Below are 24,128 nucleotides of genomic sequence, written 5' to 3'. Positions count from 1 at the left end.
TATATGAAATAAAATCATTTATCGCAATTCACCCTACAACATCACAACACGATAAAATGAAAGGTTTTTCTATATTAATATTCTGTTTTTAAAGGGAAAATACTATTTATTATTCTACTTATATCTAATATATAGAATTTTATGCATTAGATATAAAGAAAATGGATAACACTTTAGCCATTTTCTTTATTTTATTTAGACTACCGCTTACTTATCTTTTTTCATTGTAAATCTGGTCATAAATCGCCCCATTCACAAAATGTGTTTTTTGCGCTTTGGCCCAACCACCAAAGACTTTATCAATGGTAAAGGTCTGGATTTTCGGAAACTGGGCTGAATATTTGGCAGCCACTTTGGCGTCCCGCGGACGGAAGAAATATTTCGCAGCAAGCTCCTGCCCTTTCGGTGAATACAAATAGTTCAAATAACCTTTGGCCAGATGGATATTGCCATTTTTATTCACGTTTTTATCGACAATCGCTACTGATGGCTCGGCCAGAATGGAAATCGATGGATAGACGATATCGTATTTGTCTTTACCCAGCCCTTGCGTCGCCAGCAAGGCTTCATTTTCCCAGGATAAAAGCACATCGCCAATGCCGCGCTCGGCAAACGTCGTCAGTGAACCACGAGCACCGGAGTCGAGCACTTTGACATTTTGATAAAGTTTTTTCACCAGCTCTTTGGCTTTCGCATCATTCCCGCCAGGCTGTTTCAGCGCATAACCCCAAGCAGACAGGTAGATCCAACGCGGTGCGCCACCGGTTTTTGGGTTTGGGGTAATAATGTCCACACCCGCTTTGGTCAGATCATTCCAGTCTTTGATTTGCTTTGGATTCCCTTTACGCACCAAGAATACAATCGTAGAGGTATAAGGTGCCGAATTACTCGGAAACTCTTTTTGCTAGTCTTTCTCGATTAAACCTGCATTGACGATTTCTTCGATATCATTGGCCAAGGCCAAGGTTACGACATTGGCCTGCAAACCATCGACCACCGAACGTGCCTGCTTGCCTGAACCGCCATGCGACTGTTTAAAATTAACCGTTTGTCCGGTTTTCTGCTTCCAGAACTTGCCAAATTCTTCATTATATTCCTGATAAAATTCACGGGTCGGGTCATAAGAGACATTCAGGAAATGTTTGGCAATAGAATCCTGTACTGCTGTTCCCACTAAAATTGTCAAGATTGCGGATGCTATTATTTTTTTCATCTGATGTAACTCATTGTTTATATGACCCGCACTATACAAATCAAAAATAAACATAACAATCATACATTTATAACAATATCTACAATCTATTGCTGATTTTGAGATATCTTCTAACAATTAAATTCGGATACATATTCTGCTAGAAAAGTAATCTTCTGCTACAATATAAGACAGTTCTTCACGTTCTCTTCACAGTTGTCTGTTAAAAATAGGCCACCAAAACAGGAAATTACGATTTTTGGTAATTTTCCACAGAGTTATATTATTTATTTTGTAAAAAATGTGACTTGGTTCTACTTCTTTATGATCAATTGTGATTAAATTGTAGACAGAGTATTAAAAAAACATTTTTAACAAAATAAAACCAACCAGAAGTAAGGAGGAAGTTTGGATATGAAATTTACATTATTCACAGCCAGCATCCTAAGCCTGATTATTTTGTTCTCGATTCAACTCGGTCATGCCGTCGTTGTGAAGACAGACTTGCCGAAGCCTACAGTAAGCACTGTTGAAAGCAAGACTTCGCCGATTGAAAAAGCGATTCAGCAACAAAAAACTGAAAAAACACTTCAAACAGAAGATAATCTAAAAGTCTTGACTGCATTTAAAGTCGCACCTTCGCAAAATTTCTTTGCAGAACAGAATTACCGCTTCACCCGCTTTGTCCAAAGTATTTTTTCGAGTGCTCATTCTTAATCAGCATCAACAGCGCTGAATATTCCCGGATTTAAAAGCCACATCATTCAATGTTGAATAAAGCATTAAGTGATGTGGCTTTTTCGCTATAATAGCTGCAATTTTATATCTAAGATTAGATCCGGCTATGACTGTTCGTACTCGTATTGCACCTTCTCCTACTGGTTTTCCGCATGTAGGTACTGCCTATATCGCCTTGTTTAACTTATGTTTTGCTAAACAGCATGGTGGTGAATTCATTCTTCGTATTGAAGATACTGACCAACTGCGCTCAACGTCTGAATCTGAAAAAATGATCCTAGATTCATTGCGCTGGTTGGGTCTGAACTGGTCTGAAGGTCCTGATGTCGGTGGCCCGCATGCGCCGTATCGCCAGTCAGAACGTATGGATATCTATAAAAATTATGCCTTGGAACTGGTAGAGAAAGGCCATGCTTTCTACTGTTTTGCAACTGCAGAAGAACTAGATCAAATGCGTGCAGAACAGCAGGCACGTGGTGAGTCGCCACGTTATGATGGTCGCGGTCTGAATCTCACTCAAGAAGAAGTTGAGCGTCGTTTGGCCGCTGGTGAACCACACGTCATCCGTATGAAAGTACCAACCGAAGGCGTATGTAAATTCAATGACATGCTGCGTGGCGAAGTGGAAATTCCATGGGCGCAAGTAGACATGCAAATCCTGCTAAAAACCGATGGCCTCCCAACCTACCATTTAGCAAACGTAGTAGATGATCATTTGATGCAAATCACCCACGTAATTCGTGGTGAAGAATGGATTCCATCTGCGCCGAAACATCAGTTACTGTATCAATATTTCGGTTGGGACATGCCGGTACTATGCCACATGCCACTGCTGCGTAACCCGGATAAATCTAAGCTGTCTAAACGTAAAAACCCGACCTCAATTAACTACTATAGAGACATCGGTGTACTACCTGAAGCCTTGTTGAACTACCTAGGTCGTATGGGCTGGTCAATGCCAGATGAAAGTGAAAAATTCACTCTGGCAGAAATGATTGAACATTTTGATATCAAACGTGTATCACTTGGTGGTCCGATCTTTGATGTCGAGAAACTAAACTGGTTAAACGGTCAATGGATCAAGGCACTCAGCCCGGCTGAACTTCTAGACACATTATTGGCCTGGAAAGCAGATCGTGCCAAGTTAGAAGAAATTGCGGCTGCGATTCAACCACGTATTAACCTGCTGTCTGAAGCAGTAAATTGGTCTGCGCATTACTTCAACCACTTCCCGACCCTGTCTAAAGAACAGTTTGAAAGCAAGAAACTGTCGGATGAACAGGTACGTCAAAGTCTTCAATTCGCAATTTGGCGTTTAGAAAGCCTGTTTACTTGGAATAACGACACGGTGAGCCAGACCTTGATGGACTTGGCGACACAGATGGAAATCAAGTTACGTGATTTCATGCCTGCGTTCTTTATTGCGATCGCCGGTTCGACTGCGTCTACACCCGTGATGCAAACGATGGTGACCATTGGTCCTGATTTAACCTTTGCACGTTTACGTCATGCGCTGGAAATTGTCGGTGGTCCAAGCAAAAAAGAGTTGAAAGTCTGGGAAAAACTCAATGAAAGCTTAAAGTTGCCGAAAAATGAAGCAGTTGATCAAGCTTAATTAATTTTTGTGTTGACGTGTGAGTGCGATATCCCTAATATAGCGCTCACACAGACTGGGGTCATAGCTCAGTTGGTAGAGCGCTACAATGGCATTGTAGAGGTCAGGAGTTCGATCCTCCTTGACTCCACCAAATCAAGTCTTGCTTTAGCTGTGTTATTTGCCTCAATTGTCCCTATCGTCTAGAGGCCTAGGACATCGCCCTTTCACGGCGGTAACCGGGGTTCGAATCCCCGTAGGGACGCCATATTCAAGATGACCATAATATATTATGGTCATCTTATAAAAAACCCAAGCATTACGACTTGGGTTTTTTATTGCCTGTATATTTTATGTTGGGCAATATTTCGGTTTCTTCGCATCTTCCGATAAAATAATCAGTAATTTAGAATTTTGGAGTTGTAATGCAATATCGTTGCCCTAAGTGTCAAAGCCCGAAAATCATGCCAGTGGCCCAGCCAGGTCAAGCAGCTCCACGTCCAGTGGTTCCTAAAAGCTTAATGTTTCTGGTCCCTGCCCTGTTCCTGTTGTTATTGCTGGTGATTATTAGTATCGCGATGTGGATTTTTGGCGATGGTGCAGGTACCACTTTACAGACTGCGACTGTGATCGTCTTTATTCTTTCTTTGATCGCAGGCTTTATGTTCTATAAGGACTTACCTGATTTTAAAATTTCAATGCAGGCATTCATGCAAACACAAAAGAAATGGAAATGCCGTGAATGTAATCATGAGTGGGAAATCTAATTTACCCTTCACCATATAATAAACATAAAAAAACCAGCCTTGAGGCTGGTTTTTTTATTTACAAAAGTCGGAGATGATTAAACACCGATTTTGCGATATTTTTGACGCTTCGCTACAAGATCATCACCATCACGCTTACGGCGATATTCTTCAAACTCAGCATAGTTACCGGTGAAGAATTCAGGTGTTTCACCTTCAAATGACAAGATGTGCGTTGCAATACGGTCCAAGAACCAACGGTCATGCGAGATCACCATCACAGTACCCGGGAATACCAAAATGGCATCCTCAAGTGCACGCAAGGTTTCGATGTCCAAGTCGTTCGATGGTTCATCCAGCAAGATCACGTTTGCACCCATTTGCAGGATTTTCGCAAGTTGTAAACGGTTACGCTCACCACCTGACAATTGACCTACGCGCTTTTGCTGATCTTGGCCTTTAAAGTTAAAGCGACCGATATACGCACGAGATGCGATTTCGTAATCACCAATCTTCAAGATATCTAAACCACCAGACACTTCTTCCCAGACAGTTTTGTTGTTGTCTAGCGTGTCACGGATCTGACCGACATAAGCCACTTTAACCGATTCACCCAGCGTTACCGTACCGGTATCTGGTTGCTGTTCGCCAGTCATCATACGGAATAGCGTGGTTTTACCTGCACCGTTCTCACCCACGATACCCACAATGGCAGCAGGTGGTACTGTGAACGTTAAATCTTTGTACAGTAAGCGATCACCAAACGATTTGCTGATGCCTTCAACTTCTACAACCTTGTTGCCCAGACGTGGACCAGGTGGAATGTAGATTTCAGAGGTTTCGTTACGCTGCTGGAATTCGCGTGAGTTAAGCTCTTCAAAACGCTCCATACGCGCTTTGTTTTTCTTTTGCTGACCTTTGGCATTTGAACGAACCCATTCAAGTTCTTTTTTCAATGCTTTAGCAAAAGATTCTTCCTGCTTGTTCTCTTGCTCTAAACGGGCATTTTTCTGCTCAAGCCAAGAAGAATAGTTACCTTGATACGGAATACCCATGCCACGGTCAAGCTCAAGAATCCATTCAGCTACGTTATCCAGGAAGTAACGGTCGTGCGTAATCGCAACGATGGTACCCGGGAAGTCTTTCAAGAAACGTTCCAACCAAGATACAGAAGAAGCATCTAAATGGTTCGTCGGTTCGTCTAGAAGTAACATATCTGGTTTAGACAGAAGTAAACGGCACAGCGCCACACGGCGGCGTTCACCACCTGAAAGCTTAGATACGTCTGCATCCCAAGCAGGCAGGTTCAATGCTGCAGCTGCTTGATCCATCTGGTTCGCAAGGTTATGTGCATCCCAAGTCTGGATAATCGCCTCAAGCTTCTCTTGTTCTTTCGCAAGTGCATCGAAATCTGCATCTTCTGCTGCATATTCAGCAAAGACTTCATCCAGACGTGCCAAGGCATCAAGAGGTTCACGTAAACCATCTTCGACGTTACCACGAACATCTTTGGTTTCATCTAAAGGTGGTTCTTGCTCAAGATAACCGATTTTTGTACCCGGTTGCGCACGTGCCTCACCAGAGAAATCTTTATCTACGCCCGCCATAATACGAAGCAAGGTAGATTTACCTGCACCGTTTAAACCAAGCACACCAATTTTAGCGCCTGGGAAAAATGATAAGGAGATGTCTTTCAGGATTTCGCGCTTAGGCGGAACCATCTTCGACACTCGGTTCATCGTGTAAATATATTGGGCCACGTAGGACTCCTCAACTGAAAAACCAAATGGGGTTAAAACAACCACCCCAGCTCAAAAATGAGCGAAAAAATAATCGGCTATTATACGCAGAAAGCTGCGAAAACATAAGCCATTGCCATGAACTTCAATGCATTGTTACAAGTTTATTGATGATGTTTTTTTAAACAACTGTTTTCAGTAAAATAAATGACTCAAATCCAGGTCGATATATGAATATTTCATATATTTATTTCAATAAAATTGCACTTTTACTTATATGTGAAAATGCTACACTCAAGCCATAAACTTAAACAAGAAGATCAAACAGAATGAGTTATAAAGCAGAAACCCTTGCGATTCATGCAGGTTATACCCCTGAAGCAACCACTAAAGCTGTGGCAGTACCGATTTACCAAACCACGTCTTATGCCTTTGACAATACACAACATGGGGCCGATCTGTTTGATTTAAAGGTACAGGGAAATATCTATACCCGGATTATGAACCCGACCACTGCGGTTCTGGAACAACGTGTTGCAGCACTGGAAGGAGGAATTGGCGCCCTGGCTTTGGCCTCTGGCATGGCTGCGATTACTTATGCCATTCAGACAATTGCGGAAGCCGGTGACAACATTGCTTCTGTGTCAACACTATATGGCGGTACCTATAACCTGTTTGCACATACCCTGCCAAAACAGGGCATTGAAGTCCGTTTCTTTGATTATGAACAACCGGAAAGTCTGCGTGATTTGATTGATGAAAAAACCAAACTGGTCTTTGTCGAATCGATTGGTAATCCACTCGGTAATATTATTGATTTGGAAGCCATTGCTAAAATTGCGCACGAATATGGCGTACCGGTGATTGTGGACAATACTGTCGCTACCCCAGTCTTACAGAAATCTTTCGATTTCGGTGCGGATATTGTAGTGCATTCCCTGACCAAATATATCGGCGGTCATGGCAATTCAATTGGCGGCATTATTGTGGATAGCGGTAAATTCCCGTGGGGTAAATATCCTGAACGTTTCCCTGCGCTCAATACACCTGATCCAAGCTACCACGGCGTGAACTATGTCGAAGTTTTGGGAGAAGCGGCTTATATCGCTCGTGCCCGTGTCGTACCACTGCGCAATACCGGTGCTGCGATTAGTCCACAGAATGTATTCCTGATTCTGCAAGGTCTGGAAACTTTAAGCTTACGTATGGAACGTCATACCGAAAATGCCCTGAAAGTGGCGGAATATTTACAGCAACATCCGAAAGTAAAATGGGTTAATTATGCAGGCCTCAAAGATCATCCACAGCATGCCTTGGCACAAAAATATGTGAAAGGCAAACCGTCTGCCATTCTGACCTTTGGGGTAGAACATGGTCTCGAAGGCGGCACACGTTTTATTGATGCCCTGCAATTGTTCACCCGTCTGGTCAATATCGGCGACGCTAAAAGTCTGGCCTGCCATCCGGCGACTACTACGCATCGTCAGCTCAACGCTGAAGAACTGAAATCTGCCGGTGTCAGTGAAGATATGGTGCGTTTATCCATTGGAATTGAACATAGTGATGACCTGATTGCCGATCTGGAACAGGCGCTGGAGACCGTTTAAAAACGGTGCCCGAGCCGATTCGAAACCTCATCATTTTGGTGAGGTTTTTTTATTTATTTTCTAAAACAGCCACTTGCTTTGCTTTTTATTTTCATGTTAAAAGTTAAATGAAAGAGTGAACACAAATAGAGCAATTACTCTAATTTTTATTTTAATTTCAATAGTTTAATTTATAGATTTTCTTGAAGAATTGGTTATCATATCTGGACTCACCTTCGCTCTCATCTTCTGTTAGAGCGCCATAGACCTTTAATAAAAATAATTTGAACGCTGACTTCAAATTAGGGATAACAAACGTGAAAACTAGACTACACAAACAACTGGAAAAACGTGTTGCAGGTAAAACCGTCCTGATTACCGGTGCATCCAGCGGTATTGGTTTAACGACAGCACATCAACTGGCTGATGCAGGTGCCCATGTTTTACTGGTAGCCCGTACTCAGGAAACCCTAGAACAAGTAAAATCAGAAATTGAAGCCAAAGGCGGCAAAGCCTCAATCTTTCCATGTGATTTAAACAATATGGAAGCGATTGATGAAGTTTCCAAACAGATTATTGCCTCAGTCGATCATATTGATATTCTGATCAATAATGCAGGACGTTCGATTCGCCGTGCGGTACACGAGTCAGTAGATCGTTTTCATGATTTTGAACGGACCATGCAGCTGAACTATTTTGGCGCCGTGCGTCTGGTAATGAATATCCTGCCGCAAATGATGATTCGTCGCGCGGGTCATATTATTAACATTAGTTCGATTGGCGTACTGGCCAATGCCACCCGCTTTTCGGCCTATGTTGCTTCAAAAGCTGCGTTGGATGCCTTCAGCCGCTGTCTGTCTGCAGAAGTGCATTCACATAAAATCGCAATTACTTCGATCTATATGCCTTTGGTGCGCACCCCGATGATTGCGCCGACCAAAATTTATAAATATGTCCCAACACTTTCTCCGGAACAGGCGGCTGACCTCATTGCCTATGCGATTGTGAAACGTCCGAAGAAAGTGGCGACCGGTTTGGGCCGCCTGGCTTCCATTACCTATTCAATTGCACCGGATATCAACAATGTCTTGATGTCGATTGGTTATAACCTGTTCCCAAGTTCAAGTGCCTCTGTGGGTCAACCGCAAAAACTGAACTTGGTGCAAAAAGCATATGCGCGTCTGTTCCCGGGCGAACATTGGTAATTTTTTATATGGTTTTCATACGAATAATTGAATGAAAATACCAGCCGCCAACTAGGCGGCTTTTCTATAGCTCAGTTTTGTAAGAACTGGAATAAAGTGAACTGATTTAAAAAACCACGACACAGCCTGTCCTGATCGATACAGATTTTTGCCGCAAATGCTGCGAGATCACGTACACTATCAGCGGATATTTCCTATCCGTATTTTTATATTTTGATTGAAATGATGGAAACCCTTATGAACAACGCGCAATGGCTCGATGAAGTAAAATTTAACGAACAAGGATTAGTTCCTGCCATTGCCCAGCATCATCAAACCGGACGTGTGTTGATGGTGGCCTGGATGAACCGTGAAGCCTTGGCTTTAACTGCCGAAAAAAATCAGGCGGTGTATTTCTCCCGTTCACGCAACAAGTTATGGCATAAGGGCGAAGAATCAGGACATTTTCAGACTGTACATGAAATCCGTCTGGACTGTGATGCCGATGTGATTGTGCTGCAAATTGAACAACATGGCGGTATCGCCTGCCATACTGGCCGTGAATCATGTTTCTATCGCAAGCTCACGCCAAATGGCTGGGAAATTGTCGATGCACAGTTGAAAGATCCATCTGCGATTTATGGCGAAAAATCTACGAATCCGCATACGCTGGCGATGGAAGCCTCAACCGCCCAATCTGAACAGGTTGAAGTCCTGTCTTATCTGGGTCAAATGATGGCAGAACGCAAACAGGCCGATCCGGACTCCTCTTATGTGGCCAAGCTGTACCATAAAGGCCTGAACAAGATTCTGGAAAAAGTCGGTGAAGAAAGCTTTGAGACCGTGCTGGCAGCCAAAGATTTTGATCAGAATGCTTCCGTAGACCATAAAAATGATCTGATCTATGAAGTGGCAGATCTGTGGTTCCATACTATCGTCATGCTCGGCTATTTCGACCTGGATGTGCAATTGGTATTAAATGAACTGGCACGTCGCCAAGGCTTATCCGGCCTGGTTGAAAAAGCCAACCGTCAGCATTAAGCCTTGAATTCATCTGTGTCTGATTTAAAAAAACCGACCGCGACCTATGAGCAGGCGACTGCCATTGATAACGCACGTCTGGGTAAATCCTTTAAGGTGATTGCCTATGCGGGCACAGGTAAAACCACTACCCTGCAAATGATCAGTGATGCCATGCCACAAAGACGTGGCATGTATCTGGCTTTTAACAAGGCCATTGCCAGTGAAGCACAGGCCAAGTTTCACCGGGGTGTCGATTGCCGTACTTTTCACTCGCTGGCGTTTCGCAGTGTTCCACGTGGAGTCACCGACAAACTGCGCTTGCCACGCTTGAGTCCAAGTTTTATTGCCAAAGAATACCGGCTTGAACCGATGACCATGCGCCGTATGATGGGTGGGCGTTATGAAAAATATGTCTTGATGCCTTCGCGTCTGGCAAGTTTGGTTGCCAATGCGGTCGGCTATTTCTGCTCGACCAGTTCGCAATACCCTGCCCCACGGCATATTCAGGCGCCGAGCTGGTTGCATCCGGATGATATCGAGACTTTACAGAAGAAACTTTATCCGGCAGTCGAACGACGCTGGCTAGAGTCGATTGATCCAAATCATCAGGCCGGCATCGGTCATGACATTTATCTGAAGCTCTGGGCGCTGTCCGAGCCAAATATCCCGGCCGATTATGTACTATTCGATGAAGCTCAGGATGCCGATCCCTTAATGCTGGGAATTCTACTGAAACAGCGCAGCACCCAGGTGATTTATGTCGGAGACGCGCATCAGCAGATTTATGCCTGGCGTGGCGCAGTCAATGCCATGCAGCAACTGCCCTTACCTGAATCGCGCCTGACCACCTCATTTCGTTTTGGTCCTGAAATTGCCCTGAATGCCAATGCCATTTTAGGTGCCTTAAATGAAACTGTGCCTTTACTCGGCAATCCGCTATTAGATTCTAAAGTCGTGAATAAACCGCATACCAAAATGCGGGATGCAATTTTATGCCGGACCAATGCCCGCGCCATGGAACTGTTATTAGCAGGTTTAGTTCGTGGCGATAAAGTCAGCCTGCAAGCCGATCACGTCAAACTGAATCGTTTTGTCGATGCGGCTGCCATGCTGAAACAGGGCAAACGTGTGGTTGATGTGCCGGAACTGGCCTGGTTTAACTCCTGGCATGATGTCCATGAATACTGTGAAACTAATGAAGGCAGTGACATCAAGCCACTGGTCAAACTGGTGGACGAACATGGCACCGATCCGCTGAAAAAAGCTCTGGCTAAAATCACACCAATTGCCCAGGCCGACTATATTATTTCCACGGCACACAAGGCCAAAGGTCTGGAATGGGATCGGGTTCATATTGAAGATGACTATCAGTTTAAGCTGAATGAAAAAGACCATAAAATTAGTGATGAAGAATTAAGATTACTTTACGTGGCCTGTACACGTGCTAAAGTGAGTTTAAATATTCATCACATTTATGACCTGATTCAGCAACTGAAGATCAAGATGCCGCAGTCGCTTCGGCAGGCAGTCGGTTAAAGTGCATGGCATGGATGTAAATATCATAGGACAGGTAATCTATGCACATCCAAGCGCTTCAACTGAAACATACCCTGCATTTTTCCGACATTCAGCTCCAGTTTAATTATCCGCAATGCCCGGTCACCTTGATTCTGGGCAATCAGGGAACTGGCAAAACTACGCTTTTACGTTTTAGCTATCAGGCACTGACCTGGTTTGCAGCCCGTTATCGCGACAGCCGTGCTGCGGGTCTGGTGATGCAAGATCAGGACATCATGCAAACCCGGCTGCAATCCAAAATTGATATCCGGATTGGTTTTCCTGAAGAGATGGGCAGCTTGCCATAATCCAGTCAGTCTGAGCCTTCCAACATACAAAGCTGTTCATGGCAAATCTACAAGACCTTAAACAGTCAGGGTCTGGGCTTTAGCAAAGCAGAAACCTCACAGCTTGAAAGCGTGCTCAGCCTGTATCACAAAGCCCGCTTGCACGATCCCCTGCTCGGCTTGCCCCTGATTGCCTATTATCCTGCTGAACGTTTTACCAATGAAGTCAATCTGCTCAGCAAAAATAACCCGGCCATTCTCCAGTCCGCACATGCTTATGAAATCGCTGCGATTCCTTTCACCACCTTTGCCCGTTTTTTTGAATGGTTTCGTGAAATCAGTGATATTGAAAATGCGCAAAGTGCCAAGATTATGGATCAGATTTTGGCGCGTGCCTTGCAGCAGTCTGAAAACATTCGCGGAGATGAACTGGCCCGGCAGATCGAGAAAGCCCAAGCACATCTGCATGCACCAAATCTCACCGCTTTAAAACAGGCTCTGTCGCTGATCCTGCCAGAAGTCAGCCAGATTTATTTAAAATACCAGCCCAAGCTGCAACTGATGGTGACCTATCAGCAACAAGTCTTCACTTTCCAGCAACTGCCTAACAGTATCCGCAACTGGATTGCGCTGGTGGGTGATATTGTGCGACGTCTTTGTCTGCTGAATCCCAACAGTTTATTTCCGTGTCAGGAAGGTACAGGCGTTTTGTTGATTGATGCAATTGATCATCAACTGGATCAGGAGATGGCAGCAGTGATCCTGTCACGCCTGCATCAGGCTTTTCCTAACTTGCAGATTATTGCAACCGGCAACCGGTCTGAATTACTGGAACAGGCACACACCTTTCAATGTCTGAAACTGGAAAATAAACAGCTGCACCCAATTCATCTTGAAAGTATGAAAACCCAGTTTGATCAGATCTACGCAGAGCTGGAACTGCAGCGAAATAGAGATATCTCTCCCGAAGATACTTTATTGGAAACGGTCACCGAACCCCTCACACCGCTTGCTGTATTACAAATGATCCAGCAACAGTTAAATCCGGAACAGCAACAAGAATTGCTCGCTTTACTTGCTCAGGAGCATCATCCGACGCTACCTCAGTCGCTCTAAACAGATTCAAAAAAATAAGAGCGACTGTTTGAGTAAACAAGGAAGCCTTTTCAGCATTCTCTTTTTGCCCTGATTAAACTATTTTGAGTCAAATTTACAATCAATGCCTGCAATTTAATCTTAATTTTCGGTCACTTCTGGATGATCTGTTTAAGCATGCAGCGCCTGTTAAATCCGAGCCGGCGTATAATTTATAAGTTCCACATAAAAACGTTGATGTTGTTGTTATCCTGTAATATGATCGGTTTTATTTGCGAATTTCATTGTAAAATCGGAATTTGCTATCGTTTATAAGTTGCGCAATACAACTGTTTTATATTCTTTTTGAATATTCTTTTGGCTTTCAAGATTGAGAAGTTTGGGTCGCTCCTTGGGGTCCTGTAATCCTTGAAAGATAAAGATTCACCTTAGGTTGGTCAAAACCTAAATCATGACAATGGATACGAGTGTGCTGCCGATTATTATATTGTTACCGTTAGTATTAGGCACAACCCTTGTCTCGTGGCTGAAGCAATTTTCGCGCGGGGTAACGGCTTTAGGGGCAATTGGTGTCAGCCTCAGCAGTTTCTTATTATTATTGAGTCAGGCGCCTGCCATCTTTGATGGTGCAGTGATGACCCAGACCTGGTCCTGGCTGCCCCAGCTCGGCATTGATTTCAGTTTTCGCCTGGATTCTCTGGGATTGCTGTTTGCCTTGCTGATCAGCGGAATTGGCACCCTGATTTATATTTATGCCTATTATTATCTCAATCCAAAAAACTCACTGAGCAAACTGTATCTTCTGCTGATGCTGTTTATGGCCGCCATGCTCGGGATTTCATTGTCAAATAACCTGATTATCTTATTAGTTTTCTGGGAACTGACCAGTATTTCCTCCTTCTTGCTGGTGGGTTACTGGAGCAATTACGAAGCGGCGCAACGCGGCTCACGTATGGCCTTGACCATTACCGGAATGGGTGGTCTGGCGATGCTGGGCGGTTTTGTCCTGCTTGGTCAAATTACCGGCACTTATCAGCTTGACCAAATCCTGACGATGACTGAGCAGATTCAGTCCCATCATTTATTTGTTCCAACCTTGTTGCTGATTTTACTTGGTGCCTTTACCAAAAGTGCGCAGTTCCCGTTCCACTTCTGGTTGCCGAATGCCATGGCTGCACCGACACCGGTCTCTGCCTATTTGCACTCGGCCACCATGGTCAAAGCCGGTTTATTCCTGGTCGCACGTTTGCTCCCGATTTTTGCCGGCGCTGCACTGTTTCATAATATTGTGACCTTTGTTGGTCTGTTTACCCTGTGCATGGCCGCCTTCTTTGCCATTTTTAAGGAAGACCTGAAAGGCTTGCTCGCCTATTCCACCATCAGCCATTTAGGTCTGATCATGTGTCTGCTCGGGATTGGTTCACCATTGGCTGTTGCAGCAGCGATTTTCCACATTATTAACCATGCCACCTTTAAAGCGGCACTGTTTATGATTGCCGGCATCATCGATCATGAATCCGGTACCCGTGACTTACGTAAATTGTCTGGCTTGTGGCAATTACTGCCCTTTACCGCAACACTGACCATGATCACGGCAGCATCCATGGCAGGTGTACCGTTGACCAATGGTTTCCTGTCCAAAGAAATGTTCTTTACCGAACTGGTCGCCAGCTTGAGTGGTCCACTTATGGTGGGCTCCGCTATTTTCGCAACATTGGCCGGGATTTTTGCGGTGGCTTATTCCATTCGACTGGTGCATGGGGTCTTTTTCGATGGTCCGTTAGGCAAGCAGGTCCCGAATAAAGATGCACATGAACCTGCGTTTGGTATGCGCGCACCGGCCACTTTGTTAGCAATTTTATGTATTTTAGTCGGTCTATTGCCCGCTCTTCTGGTGGAAAAAATTGTCAATAGCACCACTCAAGCGACGACCCAAAATTTTGATTTTGAAGGTACTCATCTGGCGCTTTGGCATGGTTTCAACCTGCCCCTGCTGATGAGTGTGATTGCTCTGCTCGGCGGAATAATCTTTTACTTTTCTCTCGCCAAAGGTGGCGCCTTACGTGAAATCGACCTGGATCCAAAACTGGGCCGCTTACAGGGCCGAGTGCTGTTCGACCTGTTTTTGAAAAATTTGCTGCTGAATTCACGCCGTTTCCGCCGTGCCACTGAAAATGGCAAATTGCAAAGCTATTTATTGTGGATTGTAATTTTTACCGTCGGGCTGGTGGGGTTCCCATTACTCAGCAATGCGGTGGGTACGGGTACGCGCGAGCTGACCCATGCTCCTGCCCTGGCGATTATCTTGTGGTTACTGCTGTTCTCGGCTTGCTGGATGCTGCTGTGGTTCCATCATGAACGGATTAAAGCGGTACTGATTAGCGGTGCAGTCGGTCTGGTCGTCACCATGGTCTTTATCGGCTTTTCGGCGCCCGATCTGGCACTGACCCAGATTACGGTCGATGTGGTCACCACGGTTCTGCTCCTGATGAGTTTATCTTTACTGCCGCAGTTAACCCCATATGAATCGAGCCCGACCCGTCGCTGGCGCGATGCCATTATTGCCTTGGGCGGCGGTCTCGGGATTGCGGCAATTGCCTGGCTGATCATGACCCGTGATCATAACTCTATTTCATGGTTCTTCCTGCAACAGTCGATTCCTCTGGGCGGCGGAACCAATGTGGTGAATGTGATTCTGGTCGATTTCCGTGGTTTCGATACCTTCGGCGAAATTACCGTACTTGGCATTGCCGCCATTGGTGTTCTGAGCCTGATGGATGGCATGCGTGCGCATGGCACCACCATGACCCAGGGCCTGACCTATCGTTTTAACCCATCCCCGCTGATGTTGCGTATTACCGCATCCTGGATTTTGCCGGTCGCGCTGGTGGTCAGCCTGTATATCTTCATGCGTGGCCATAACCTGCCGGGCGGTGGTTTCATTGCCGGACTGGTGACTTCACTGGCACTCATTATTCAATATATCGCAGTGGGACAGGACAAAACCGAACAGTTGCTGGGTGCTAAATCCGGTCGCCTGTATGAAATCTGGATCGGGATCGGTTTAACGATTGCCGGTTTGACTGGAGTCGCGACCTGGTTCTGGTCACGTCCATTCCTGACCAGTGCACATATTTATGTCTCTCCGCCCATCATTGGAGAAATGCATCTGGCTTCGGCTGCACTGTTTGATGTCGGCGTCTATGTCACTGTCGTCGGTGCCACCATGCTGATGATTTCGGTCTTAGGCGATTCACGTCACTCCAGCATGTCTGGCCCAGTACCAAGAGGATAATAGAATGATCAGTTTAGAATTTTTATTAGCCTCCGCGATTGGCCTGCTGACAGCCACAGGCATCTATCTGATCCTGCGGGCGCGTACCTTCCCGGTGGTGTTGGGCTTGGCCATGATTGGTTATGCGGTCAACTTGTTTTTATTTGCCATGGGCCGGATTCAGATGAATTCGCCTGCAGTATTAACCGAAGCTTCGAATGTGACCGATCCTCTTCCTCAGGCACTGGTGCTGACGGCCATCGTGATTGGCTTTGCCACCACTGCCTTTATTGTCCAACTGGCACTGCGTAGCCGCTACGAATCAGGAACAGACCACGTTGACTCAAAAGAAGATATCCCCCAGATTGATCCACGTGAGGATGAGCCTTAATGACTGATCTTCTCAATTTCTGGACTCAACATACTCCTATTTTCAGTATTCTTTTGCCGGCCTTTACCGCTTTTGCACTGGTACTTTTAGGCAATCCGGGTGCAGGCTCTCTGATCACGGACTGGCGTCAACCTTGGCGTCGCGGTATCAGCCATCTCTCGGGTATCTTGGGCCTGATCATTGCCGTTAGCTATCTGATAAACAGCAGTCAGGGCCAAATCAGCGTATATACCCTCAGCGAATGGGCAGCACCATTTGGAATCGTGCTGGTGCTTGATCAGCTCTCGGCCATGATGCTGGTGTTGACCTATGCGCTCGCCTTGCCTGTGGTCTGGTATGCCAGCAAAGAATGGGACTTACGCGGCCGTTATTTCCATGCCATGGTGCATTTCCTGCTGATGGGTCTGACTGGTGCATTCCTAACCGGTGACTTGTTTAACCTGTTCGTATTCTTTGAAATTTTGCTGATGGCGTCTTATGTACTGCTGTTGCATGGACAAGGTAAGGCACGTTTTCAGCTGGGAATTCACTATGTCACCATTAACCTGCTGGCGTCTGCGCTGTTCCTGATTGGACTCGGGATGATTTATGGCAATGTCGGCAGCCTGAATATGGCTGATGTGGCCCGTTTGCTGCCAACCCTTGCAGAAGATCAGCATAAACTGGCGGTTGCCGGTGGCTTGATGCTATTCGTAGTCTTTGGGATTAAAGCGGCAATGCTGCCGGTGGGTTTCTGGTTACCCAAAACCTATGCCGTGGCCACGACTCCTGTTGCAGCGCTCTTTACCATCATGACTAAAGTCGGGGTTTATGCGATTTTGCGGATCAACGGCACGGTTTTTGATGATGAATATAGCCATCAGATTCTGATGAACTGTCTGCTAGTGATTGGCCTGGTCACATCCGTCTATGGAGTGATCTGTGCGATTGGCACCGAACGGCTGCGCCGTTTTGTCGGTTTTATGGTGCTGTCTTCAGTCGGAACGATTTTGGTGGCCATTGGCCTGAATAATACTGCGGCTTGGGCGGGTGCGCTATATTACCTGGTACACAGCACCCTGATTGCGGCCGCATTTTATATTCTGTCGGGTTGGATTACCTCACAGCGTGGCGAATTTAAAGATCATTTTAAAATCGCCCCACTGATGAAACAGAACAAGCTGGTTTCGATTGTCTATTTCATCATCGCCTTGATGATGGCAGGCCTGCCACCGTTTAGTGGATTCTTCGGTAAAATCTTTATTTTGCAGGCTTCTGCTAATTCAGATTATCAGATGATTATTATCCTGACCATTTTGCTGGTAAGTTTTCTCAGTATTCTGGCTTTTACCCGGGTCGGTTTTATCCTGTTCTGGCGTTCGAGCAGACCTGAAGATGATCTTGATTCTGAAGAGTTTCATAAATATGAAGCCCTGCCGAGTAAAGCGCCGGCACGCAATGACCGGGTGATTTATATATTGCTCGCGAGCTTAACCGCCTACGTGGTGTTTGCAGGACCAATCTATCAATATAATTATCAGACTGCAGAACAGATCAAAAACAATTCGGTCTATGAAGCTGCGCTGTTAAAACCGGATGCAGAAGGTCAGTTTATTAGCGTCCAGCCATTCGATCCGAAGTATTTACCAGAAACCAAATATGGTGGTGAGGTGATAGATCCCAATGCGCATCTGATTCCTTATGTGATTTCAGAAGCGACCTTGAAGGGTGAAAATATTTCTGAATTCAAGCAACGCCAGATTGACCAGCAGCACATTGAACAGACCGAATATGATGATAATCAACTTAAACCGGCGGAGGGACCTTAATGGCTGAATCATTATTTCAACGCTGGTTCCCGCATCCACTGGTTTCTGTGATTGTAGGACTGAGCTGGGTTTTACTAGCACACAGCCTGGACGCCGGAACCCTGCTGATGGCCTTGCTACTCGCAGTCATCATTCCACGTATGGTCGAACCCTTTATTGACTATACCCCCGATATCCAGTGGACTCCTGCCCTACACCTGTTCTTTGTCGTAGTTTGGGATATTGTAGTAGCCAATATTAAAGTCGCAAAACTGGTGCTTGGTCCAACCAAGAACCTGCATCCGAAATGGTTCCGTGTGCCTTTAGATACCGAACATGAAGAAGTCAACACCTTGCTGGCGATGATTATTACCACCACGCCGGGTACAGTCTCTGCAGGGATTGACCAGGATCGTGGTGATATTCTGGTGCATGCCTTAAGCACAGATGATGAAGCGGCCGAAATCGAGCTGATTAAGCAGCGCTATGAACGCCCGCTCATTGAGATTTTTAATGCACGATCAGGAGAAAAAGCATGACGATTCTACCTTATGCATTATTGATTTGTCTGGGTGCGGTAACCATCTCCATGTTACTGTGTCTGATCCGGCTGATTACCGGTCCCTCTATTGTTGACCGACTGCTGGCACTGGACACTCTATTTCTGAATGCCACCTGTCTGGTGGTGATTTTAGGTATTTACTGGAGTAGTACATTTCTGTTTGAAGGTGCACTCTTGGTCGCGATGTTGGGCTTTGTCTCTACCGCAGCCTTGGCACGTTATTTTACCACTGGCCATGTCATCGACTAGGAGTTTTTAAATGTCTTTAATTTTAGAAATACTGGTGTCGATTTTTCTATTGATTGGTGCTTTCTTTATGCTGGTTGGCGGAATTGGTATGGTGCGCTTGCCCGATCTGTTCATGCGTCTGCATGCACCAACCAAATCCAGTACTTTGGGCCTCGGCAGTTTCTTAATTGCAGCAATTATTTTCTCTGCCATGTATGGCCGTTTCGGCTTTGCGGAAGTGCTGATTACCTTGTTTGCCTTTATTACTGCGCCGGTATCCGCCAATCTGATGGCACAGGCTGCATTGCATTTGCGGTTACGCTCTTTGAGTGGCGAAGTGCCGGAAACGCTAGAACGCCCCCTGCCCTGGCAGCGTTCACGCCGTCGTACCTTTTATGAAAAGAAAATCAATCGCAATGATGATTTAGATTAATTGAGCAAGCGATTCCAGTTCTCCCAAATCTCAAAATAGAGAGATAAAAAAAGCCACCCGAAGGTGGCTTTTTTAGTCCTAAGACTTATTCATCATCTTTTTTTGTTTCAGCTTCAGGTAAGTCCTTCACTGCTTCAGCGATCAGACCAAACATATAGTTACCATATGCATTGGTCTTATCGTAATGGAAACGTAGACGAGGCGTAATACGGGTTTTGATACGACGACTCAGCTCGTGGCGCAAGAAACCAGATGCTTTGTTCAACACATCCAAAGTTTCTTTATTGGCTTCCTGACTTTGCTCATCGCCAAGTTCACGTCCCATCACAGTGACATAAACTTCCGCATATCCCAGGTCTGGGCTCACCTTCACTGCAGAGATGGTCACAAGACCACCTAAGCGTGGATCTTTCAGCTCCTGACGGATCAGTTCTGACAACTCGCGTTGTACTGTATCCGCCATACGCTTCAGACGTTGACTACCCGCCATTAAAGACTCCGTTTAATCAGTTGAACATCGTACACTTCGATCTTATCAAGTGCTTTGATGTCTTTATAGCCTTTCACCGCAAGACCACATTCCATACCGGCACGAACTTCTTCAACCACTTCTTTGTAGCGACGAAGAGATTCAAGCTCGCCCTGGAACACAACCACGTCATCACGTAATACGCGAATCGGTTTGTTACGATGCAATACGCCTTCAAGTACCATACAGCCCGCAGCCGCACCAAACTTACTTGAGTGGAATACTTCACGTACTTGCGCAACACCCAGAATCGTTTCACGATGTTCTGGTGCAAGCTTACCGCTCATTGCTGCTTTCACATCATCAATCAATTGATAGATGATTGAGTAGTAACGAATGTCGATACTGTCTGCATCTGCTTTTTGACGCGCAGCGTTGTCCGCACGTACGTTAAAGCCGAGTAGAACTGCTTCTGAAGATTCAGCCAGTGTCACGTCAGACTCAGTGATCGCACCTACACCAGAACCAATGATACGTACTTTAACTTCGTCAGTCGCAAGCTCAGCAAGTGCAACGTGTAATGCTTCCAAGGTACCGCGTACGTCAGTCTTAAGGACAACATTCACGATAGGCACATCTTTCTTGCCCATAGACGCCATGATGTTTTCAAGACGCATTGCAGATTGACGCTCAAGACGTTTTTGACGTTCACGATCCATACGCGCATCGGCAACTTCACGTGCTTTCTTCTCGTCGCTCACCACAAGAACTTCGTCACCTGCCATTGGCGCTTCTGGAAGACCCAGAATTTCCACTGGAATCGAAGGACCTGCAGATTTGATACGCTGACCATTTTCATCCGTCATCGCACGAACGCGACCATAAGATGAACCGGCAAGAACAAGATCACCTACTTTCAATGTACCGTTTTGAACCAGAATAGACGTTACCGCACCACGGCTGTTGTCTACACGTGCTTCAATGACAACACCTTGTGCAGCACCTTCTTCAGATGCTTTAAGCTCTAGAAGTTCAGCTTGAATCGAAATAATATCAAGAAGTTCATCAATACCTTGACCAGTATGTGCAGAAACCATTGCCACTGGAACGTCACCACCCCATTGTTCTGGTACGATTTCTTTCACAGTCAATTCATTCAGAACGCGATCTGGATCAGCAGATTCTTTATCCATCTTGTTGATTGCAACAATGATTGGCGTACCTGCAGCACGTGCATGGTCAATTGCTTCTGCAGTTTGTGGCATTACACCATCATCTGCTGCAACAACTAGAACTACGATATCAGTCGCTTTCGCACCACGTGAACGCATTGCAGTAAATGCTGCATGTCCCGGAGTATCAAGGAATGTAATCATACCTTTATCAGTAGTTACATGATAAGCACCGATATGCTGGGTAATACCGCCCGCTTCGCCAGCAGCCACTTTGGCACGACGAATACGGTCAAGCAGCGATGTTTTACCATGGTCAACGTGACCCATAATGGTAACAACAGGTGCACGCGTAGATTGCGCACCACGTGCTTCTTCAGCTGCTTCAAGCAAGTTATCTTCAGCTTGTGTATCAGAAACCAGTACCGGATTATGGCCCATTTCTTCAACAACAAGTGCAGCAATTTCTTGATCAATTGCTTGGTTCTGAGTAACCAATTCACCCATTTTCATGAGTGATTTAATCACTTCACGAACCTTAACTGCCATTTTCGCAGCTAAGTCAGCAACGACAATCGTTTCACCGATTTCAACATCGTAAACCTGTTTTTTCACAGGTTTTTCGAAGCCGTGCTTGTTGCCTTGACTGGTTTTTAAACCGCGCTTAGGCTGTTTGCTGAAGCTTTGCTCTTCCTGACCACGACGACCACCTTTTTTAGGTGCACGCGCGCTCGGCGTATTCGTACCACGTTTGATTTCGCGGTCTTCTTTCGCAAAAGAGTCTTCATATGCCTGACCAACAAGACCGGCAGCCAGAGGAGAATCATCAACAACACGAATAGTTGCAGTGGTATCTTCCGCGGTGTACTTAGACGCCATTTGACGCATTTGTTCAAGCGTACGTTGCTGCGCTTCTTCAGCCGCTTTACGACGTGCTGCTTCTTCAACAGCTTTTAATTTTGCTGCTTCTGCTTCACGTGCCTTTTTCTGTTCAGCGGTTTCAGTTGGTTTAACAACTTGCTTCACAATCGGCTTGTTGGTTGATTTGCGTTTTACCACAACTGCAGCTTTAGAAACTTCTTGCTTGTCGCTGGTTTGCTTTGCAGCAGCACGCATCGCTTCTAGAGCTTTATTCGCGTTATTTACGCCAGTTTTTGGAGCTTCAGCAGAAGCAGCTTGCGCTGTATTCTGCTCAGGCGCAGCTTTGGCCTGTTGCTCAGCCTTGGCTTTCGCCAATGCTTCTGCTTTGATCTGTTCTGGATCCGGCTTAACAAATGTATGCTTCTTGCGAACTTCTACATTAATCGTTTTCGCCTTACCTGAAGTACTGGCTACTTTAGCCGTACTAGTCGTTTTACGTTTCAACGTGATTTGCCCTGCTTGGCTTTCTGAACCCTGTGACTTTTTCACATGGCTCATCAAGCTGTCTTGTTGTTCGGTGGTAATAATATCGTCAGCTTTACGCTGTGGTAAACCTGCCTCACGAACCTGCTCTAGGAGCTTCTCAACTGGACGACCCACATTGAGGGCTAACTCTTTAATCGACTTGTCCGTCATATACTACCTCCTAGTTAAACCATGATTCGCGCGCTTTCATAATGAGTTGACCTGCTTTCTCAGCACCCAAACCTTCAATATCTTCGATATCGTCAGTCGCCTGATCTGCTAAATCATCCACTGTTACCACACCACGAGCTGCTAGCGCTTGCGCGATCTCTACTGTCATGCCTTCCATTGCAACAAGTTCTTCACTTGGCGCTTGTATGTTCTCTTGCTGTTGTAATGCATCAGCAAGTGCAATTTCTTTCGCACGGCTTTGCAGTAGTTCAACCAGTTCCGCATCTAGTTCGATTTCATCAAACGTTTCCGCAGGGACATAAGCAATTTCTTCAAGCGAGGTGAAGCCCATTTCTACCAATGCCATCGCCAAATCTTCCGCGATATCCAGACGGGTAACAAACATGTCTAAATATTGTTGCGCTTCGTTTTGTTGACGGGCGTAGTATTCCTCTTCCAGCATCATGTCCAGCTTGTAGCCAGTCAATTCAGATGCCAGACGAACGTTCTGACCTTGTGAACCAATCGCACGTGCCAGCTGGTCGCTGGTTGCGAAAATGATGTCTGCAGTACGTGCATCTTCATCGATGACAATACTCGATACATCTGCTGGTTCCAATGCACTTGCGATATATTGCGCAGGATCATCCGACCAAACGACTACATCAATACGCTCGCCATTGAGCTCTTGCTGTACAGCCTGAATACGAGTACCACGCATACCAATACAAGCACCCACCGGGTCAATACGGTGGTCATTGGTTTTCACTGCAATTTTAGCACGAACACCTGGTTGGCGAGCCGCCGCTTTAATTTCAATGATTTCTTCAGAAATCTCAGGGATTTCTTTCTTCATCAATGCAATCAGCATATCCGGTTTAGCACGTGACAGTTGTAACTGCGCACCACGACCTTCACGGTTGACATTGAAGAGAATCGCATTCACGCGTTGCTTCGGACGAAGGATTTCTTTCGGAATCATTTCTTCACGAGCAAGATACGCTTCAGCATTGTCACCTAGGTCAATGATAAAACCGTCTTTGGTTTGTTTTTTCACTTCACCGTAAATCAGCTCGCCGACTTTAGATTCGTAAGCATCGGCTACAAGTGCACGTTCTGCTTCACGGATCTTCTGTACGATCACTTGCTTGGCAATTTGCGCTGCAATACGACCGAAGTCAATTGACTCAACTTCCAGCTCACGAATGTCACCAATCGACCATTTTGCCGGATCGACATCAGAGATGGCATCCTGACAAGCTGGCATTTCATGATCTTCGTCTGCAACCACTTCCCACTGACGGAAAGTACGATAGTCACCTGTTTTACGATCAATTTCTACACGTAAACGTGCTTCTTCCGAATGTGTTCCTTCGTAAAATTTTTTCTTTGTCGCAGCAACTAAAGCTTGCTCAAGCGCTTCAAAGATCGCTTCACGAGGTACACCTTTTTCGTTACTAACCGTTTCAACGACGGTCAGAATTTCACGTGCCATACGTCACCTATTCGTTAAA

Annotated in this window: 17 protein-coding genes, 2 tRNA genes and 2 pseudogenes; 16 read left to right on the top strand and 5 right to left on the bottom strand. The window is 45.6% G+C overall.

Annotated elements, in window-relative coordinates; genetic code table 11:
* Positions 1–211: 211 nt before the first annotated feature.
* A pseudogene (locus MTX11_RS00545) lies at positions 212–1,213 on the bottom strand (sulfate ABC transporter substrate-binding protein).
* A gap of 393 nt (positions 1,214–1,606) precedes the next feature.
* Here MTX11_RS00545 and MTX11_RS00540 point away from each other — a divergent pair.
* The 5 genes from MTX11_RS00540 to MTX11_RS00520 all read left to right on the top strand — a co-directional run bounded on the left by MTX11_RS00540 (position 1,607) and on the right by MTX11_RS00520 (position 4,291).
* Positions 1,607–1,909, top strand: a complete 303-nt coding sequence (locus tag MTX11_RS00540; RefSeq protein WP_184412782.1) for a hypothetical protein — start codon at positions 1,607–1,609, stop codon at positions 1,907–1,909.
* A 127-nt stretch (positions 1,910–2,036) separates the two neighbouring features.
* Positions 2,037–3,545, top strand: coding sequence for a glutamate--tRNA ligase (gltX, locus tag MTX11_RS00535; protein WP_243474094.1), 1,509 nt, complete (start codon positions 2,037–2,039; stop codon positions 3,543–3,545).
* 57 nt (positions 3,546–3,602) lie between these two features.
* Positions 3,603–3,678: transfer RNA gene (locus MTX11_RS00530), tRNA-Ala, on the top strand.
* Positions 3,679–3,716: 38 nt separating this feature from the next.
* A tRNA-Glu gene (locus MTX11_RS00525) sits at positions 3,717–3,792 on the top strand.
* A 157-nt stretch (positions 3,793–3,949) separates the two neighbouring features.
* Entirely contained in the window at positions 3,950–4,291 is a 342-nt protein-coding gene (locus MTX11_RS00520; protein WP_004281123.1) for a membrane protein, read from the top strand.
* A gap of 77 nt (positions 4,292–4,368) precedes the next feature.
* Here the strand turns inward: MTX11_RS00520 and ettA are convergent, their stop codons facing one another.
* Positions 4,369–6,030, bottom strand: a complete 1,662-nt coding sequence (gene ettA, locus MTX11_RS00515; protein ID WP_004281122.1) for an energy-dependent translational throttle protein EttA — start codon at positions 6,028–6,030, stop codon at positions 4,369–4,371.
* Between the two features lie 308 nt (positions 6,031–6,338).
* Here ettA and MTX11_RS00510 point away from each other — a divergent pair, with 308 nt between their 5' ends.
* The 11 genes and pseudogenes from MTX11_RS00510 (at position 6,339) to MTX11_RS00460 (ending at position 19,416) form a co-directional block, all read left to right on the top strand.
* Entirely contained in the window at positions 6,339–7,616 is a 1,278-nt protein-coding gene (locus tag MTX11_RS00510) for an O-acetylhomoserine aminocarboxypropyltransferase/cysteine synthase family protein (RefSeq protein WP_243474093.1), read from the top strand.
* A 296-nt stretch (positions 7,617–7,912) separates the two neighbouring features.
* A complete protein-coding gene (locus tag MTX11_RS00505) occupies positions 7,913–8,800 on the top strand; it encodes an SDR family NAD(P)-dependent oxidoreductase (RefSeq protein ID WP_174894126.1) in 888 nt (295 codons plus the stop codon).
* 237 nt (positions 8,801–9,037) lie between these two features.
* Complete coding sequence (gene hisIE / locus MTX11_RS00500) at positions 9,038–9,820, top strand: bifunctional phosphoribosyl-AMP cyclohydrolase/phosphoribosyl-ATP diphosphatase HisIE (RefSeq protein ID WP_243474092.1); 783 nt, start codon at positions 9,038–9,040, stop codon at positions 9,818–9,820.
* A gap of 15 nt (positions 9,821–9,835) precedes the next feature.
* Positions 9,836–11,338 carry a UvrD-helicase domain-containing protein gene (locus MTX11_RS00495; RefSeq protein WP_004281118.1) on the top strand — a complete coding sequence of 501 codons (1,503 nt, stop codon included), beginning with the start codon at positions 9,836–9,838 and terminating at the stop codon, positions 11,336–11,338.
* A 41-nt stretch (positions 11,339–11,379) separates the two neighbouring features.
* A pseudogene (locus MTX11_RS00490) lies at positions 11,380–12,762 on the top strand (ATP-binding protein).
* 436 nt (positions 12,763–13,198) lie between these two features.
* Positions 13,199–16,036 carry a monovalent cation/H+ antiporter subunit A gene (locus MTX11_RS00485; protein ID WP_243474195.1) on the top strand — a complete coding sequence of 946 codons (2,838 nt, stop codon included), beginning with the start codon at positions 13,199–13,201 and terminating at the stop codon, positions 16,034–16,036.
* A 4-nt stretch (positions 16,037–16,040) separates the two neighbouring features.
* Positions 16,041–16,406: a Na+/H+ antiporter subunit C gene (locus MTX11_RS00480; RefSeq protein WP_219307513.1), complete on the top strand. Its 366-nt coding sequence runs from the start codon at positions 16,041–16,043 to the stop codon at positions 16,404–16,406.
* A complete protein-coding gene (locus MTX11_RS00475) occupies positions 16,406–18,214 on the top strand; it encodes a monovalent cation/H+ antiporter subunit D (protein ID WP_243474091.1) in 1,809 nt (602 codons plus the stop codon). Before MTX11_RS00480 ends, MTX11_RS00475 begins: the two co-directional genes overlap by 1 nt.
* Positions 18,214–18,732 (top strand): Na+/H+ antiporter subunit E, encoded by a 519-nt coding sequence (locus tag MTX11_RS00470; RefSeq protein WP_243474090.1) that lies wholly within the window; start codon positions 18,214–18,216, stop codon positions 18,730–18,732. Before MTX11_RS00475 ends, MTX11_RS00470 begins: the two co-directional genes overlap by 1 nt.
* Positions 18,729–19,004 carry a monovalent cation/H+ antiporter subunit F gene (locus MTX11_RS00465; protein ID WP_005108490.1) on the top strand — a complete coding sequence of 92 codons (276 nt, stop codon included), beginning with the start codon at positions 18,729–18,731 and terminating at the stop codon, positions 19,002–19,004. Before MTX11_RS00470 ends, MTX11_RS00465 begins: the two co-directional genes overlap by 4 nt.
* 10 nt (positions 19,005–19,014) lie before the next feature.
* Positions 19,015–19,416 carry a Na+/H+ antiporter subunit G gene (locus MTX11_RS00460; protein WP_180180643.1) on the top strand — a complete coding sequence of 134 codons (402 nt, stop codon included), beginning with the start codon at positions 19,015–19,017 and terminating at the stop codon, positions 19,414–19,416.
* Between the two features lie 85 nt (positions 19,417–19,501).
* On the opposite strand, the gene MTX11_RS00455 is transcribed toward MTX11_RS00460, so the two are convergent.
* Genes MTX11_RS00455 through nusA form a run of 3 tightly spaced genes read right to left on the bottom strand, consistent with a single transcriptional unit; the run spans position 19,502 to position 24,109 of the window.
* On the bottom strand, positions 19,502–19,906 hold the full coding sequence (locus MTX11_RS00455; RefSeq protein WP_243474089.1) for a ribosome-binding factor A: 405 nt from the start codon (positions 19,904–19,906) through the stop codon (positions 19,502–19,504).
* Complete coding sequence (infB, locus tag MTX11_RS00450; RefSeq protein WP_114541781.1) at positions 19,906–22,614, bottom strand: translation initiation factor IF-2; 2,709 nt, start codon at positions 22,612–22,614, stop codon at positions 19,906–19,908. Before infB ends, MTX11_RS00455 begins: the two co-directional genes overlap by 1 nt.
* A 10-nt stretch (positions 22,615–22,624) precedes the next feature.
* The gene (gene nusA / locus MTX11_RS00445) at positions 22,625–24,109 is read right to left on the bottom strand and encodes a transcription termination factor NusA (RefSeq protein WP_004281105.1); all 1,485 of its coding nucleotides are present in this window, start codon (positions 24,107–24,109) and stop codon (positions 22,625–22,627) included.
* Between the last annotated feature and the right edge of the window lie 19 nt (positions 24,110–24,128).

The sequence above is a fragment of the Acinetobacter lwoffii genome (assembly GCF_022809915.1).
In the GTDB taxonomy this organism is placed as follows: Bacteria; Pseudomonadota; Gammaproteobacteria; order Pseudomonadales; family Moraxellaceae; genus Acinetobacter; species Acinetobacter lwoffii_M.
This window is presented reverse-complemented; position numbering and strand designations above follow the sequence as displayed.

Excerpts from the sequence above, each read along its gene's own strand:
- MTX11_RS00475 (WP_243474091.1), top strand. The coding sequence starts at position 16,406 with ATGACTGATCTTCTCAATTTCTGGACTCAACATACTCCTATTTTCAGT.
- gltX (WP_243474094.1), top strand. The coding sequence starts at position 2,037 with ATGACTGTTCGTACTCGTATTGCACCTTCTCCTACTGGTTTTCCGCAT.
- hisIE (WP_243474092.1), top strand. The coding sequence starts at position 9,038 with ATGAACAACGCGCAATGGCTCGATGAAGTAAAATTTAACGAACAAGGA.
- MTX11_RS00485 (WP_243474195.1), top strand. The coding sequence starts at position 13,199 with ATGGATACGAGTGTGCTGCCGATTATTATATTGTTACCGTTAGTATTA.
- MTX11_RS00460 (WP_180180643.1), top strand. The coding sequence starts at position 19,015 with ATGTCTTTAATTTTAGAAATACTGGTGTCGATTTTTCTATTGATTGGT.
- MTX11_RS00510 (WP_243474093.1), top strand. The coding sequence starts at position 6,339 with ATGAGTTATAAAGCAGAAACCCTTGCGATTCATGCAGGTTATACCCCT.
- infB (WP_114541781.1), bottom strand. The coding sequence starts at position 22,614 with ATGACGGACAAGTCGATTAAAGAGTTAGCCCTCAATGTGGGTCGTCCA.
- MTX11_RS00470 (WP_243474090.1), top strand. The coding sequence starts at position 18,214 with ATGGCTGAATCATTATTTCAACGCTGGTTCCCGCATCCACTGGTTTCT.
- MTX11_RS00520 (WP_004281123.1), top strand. The coding sequence starts at position 3,950 with ATGCAATATCGTTGCCCTAAGTGTCAAAGCCCGAAAATCATGCCAGTG.
- MTX11_RS00455 (WP_243474089.1), bottom strand. The coding sequence starts at position 19,906 with ATGGCGGGTAGTCAACGTCTGAAGCGTATGGCGGATACAGTACAACGC.
- MTX11_RS00465 (WP_005108490.1), top strand. The coding sequence starts at position 18,729 with ATGACGATTCTACCTTATGCATTATTGATTTGTCTGGGTGCGGTAACC.
- nusA (WP_004281105.1), bottom strand. The coding sequence starts at position 24,109 with ATGGCACGTGAAATTCTGACCGTCGTTGAAACGGTTAGTAACGAAAAA.
- MTX11_RS00540 (WP_184412782.1), top strand. The coding sequence starts at position 1,607 with ATGAAATTTACATTATTCACAGCCAGCATCCTAAGCCTGATTATTTTG.
- MTX11_RS00480 (WP_219307513.1), top strand. The coding sequence starts at position 16,041 with ATGATCAGTTTAGAATTTTTATTAGCCTCCGCGATTGGCCTGCTGACA.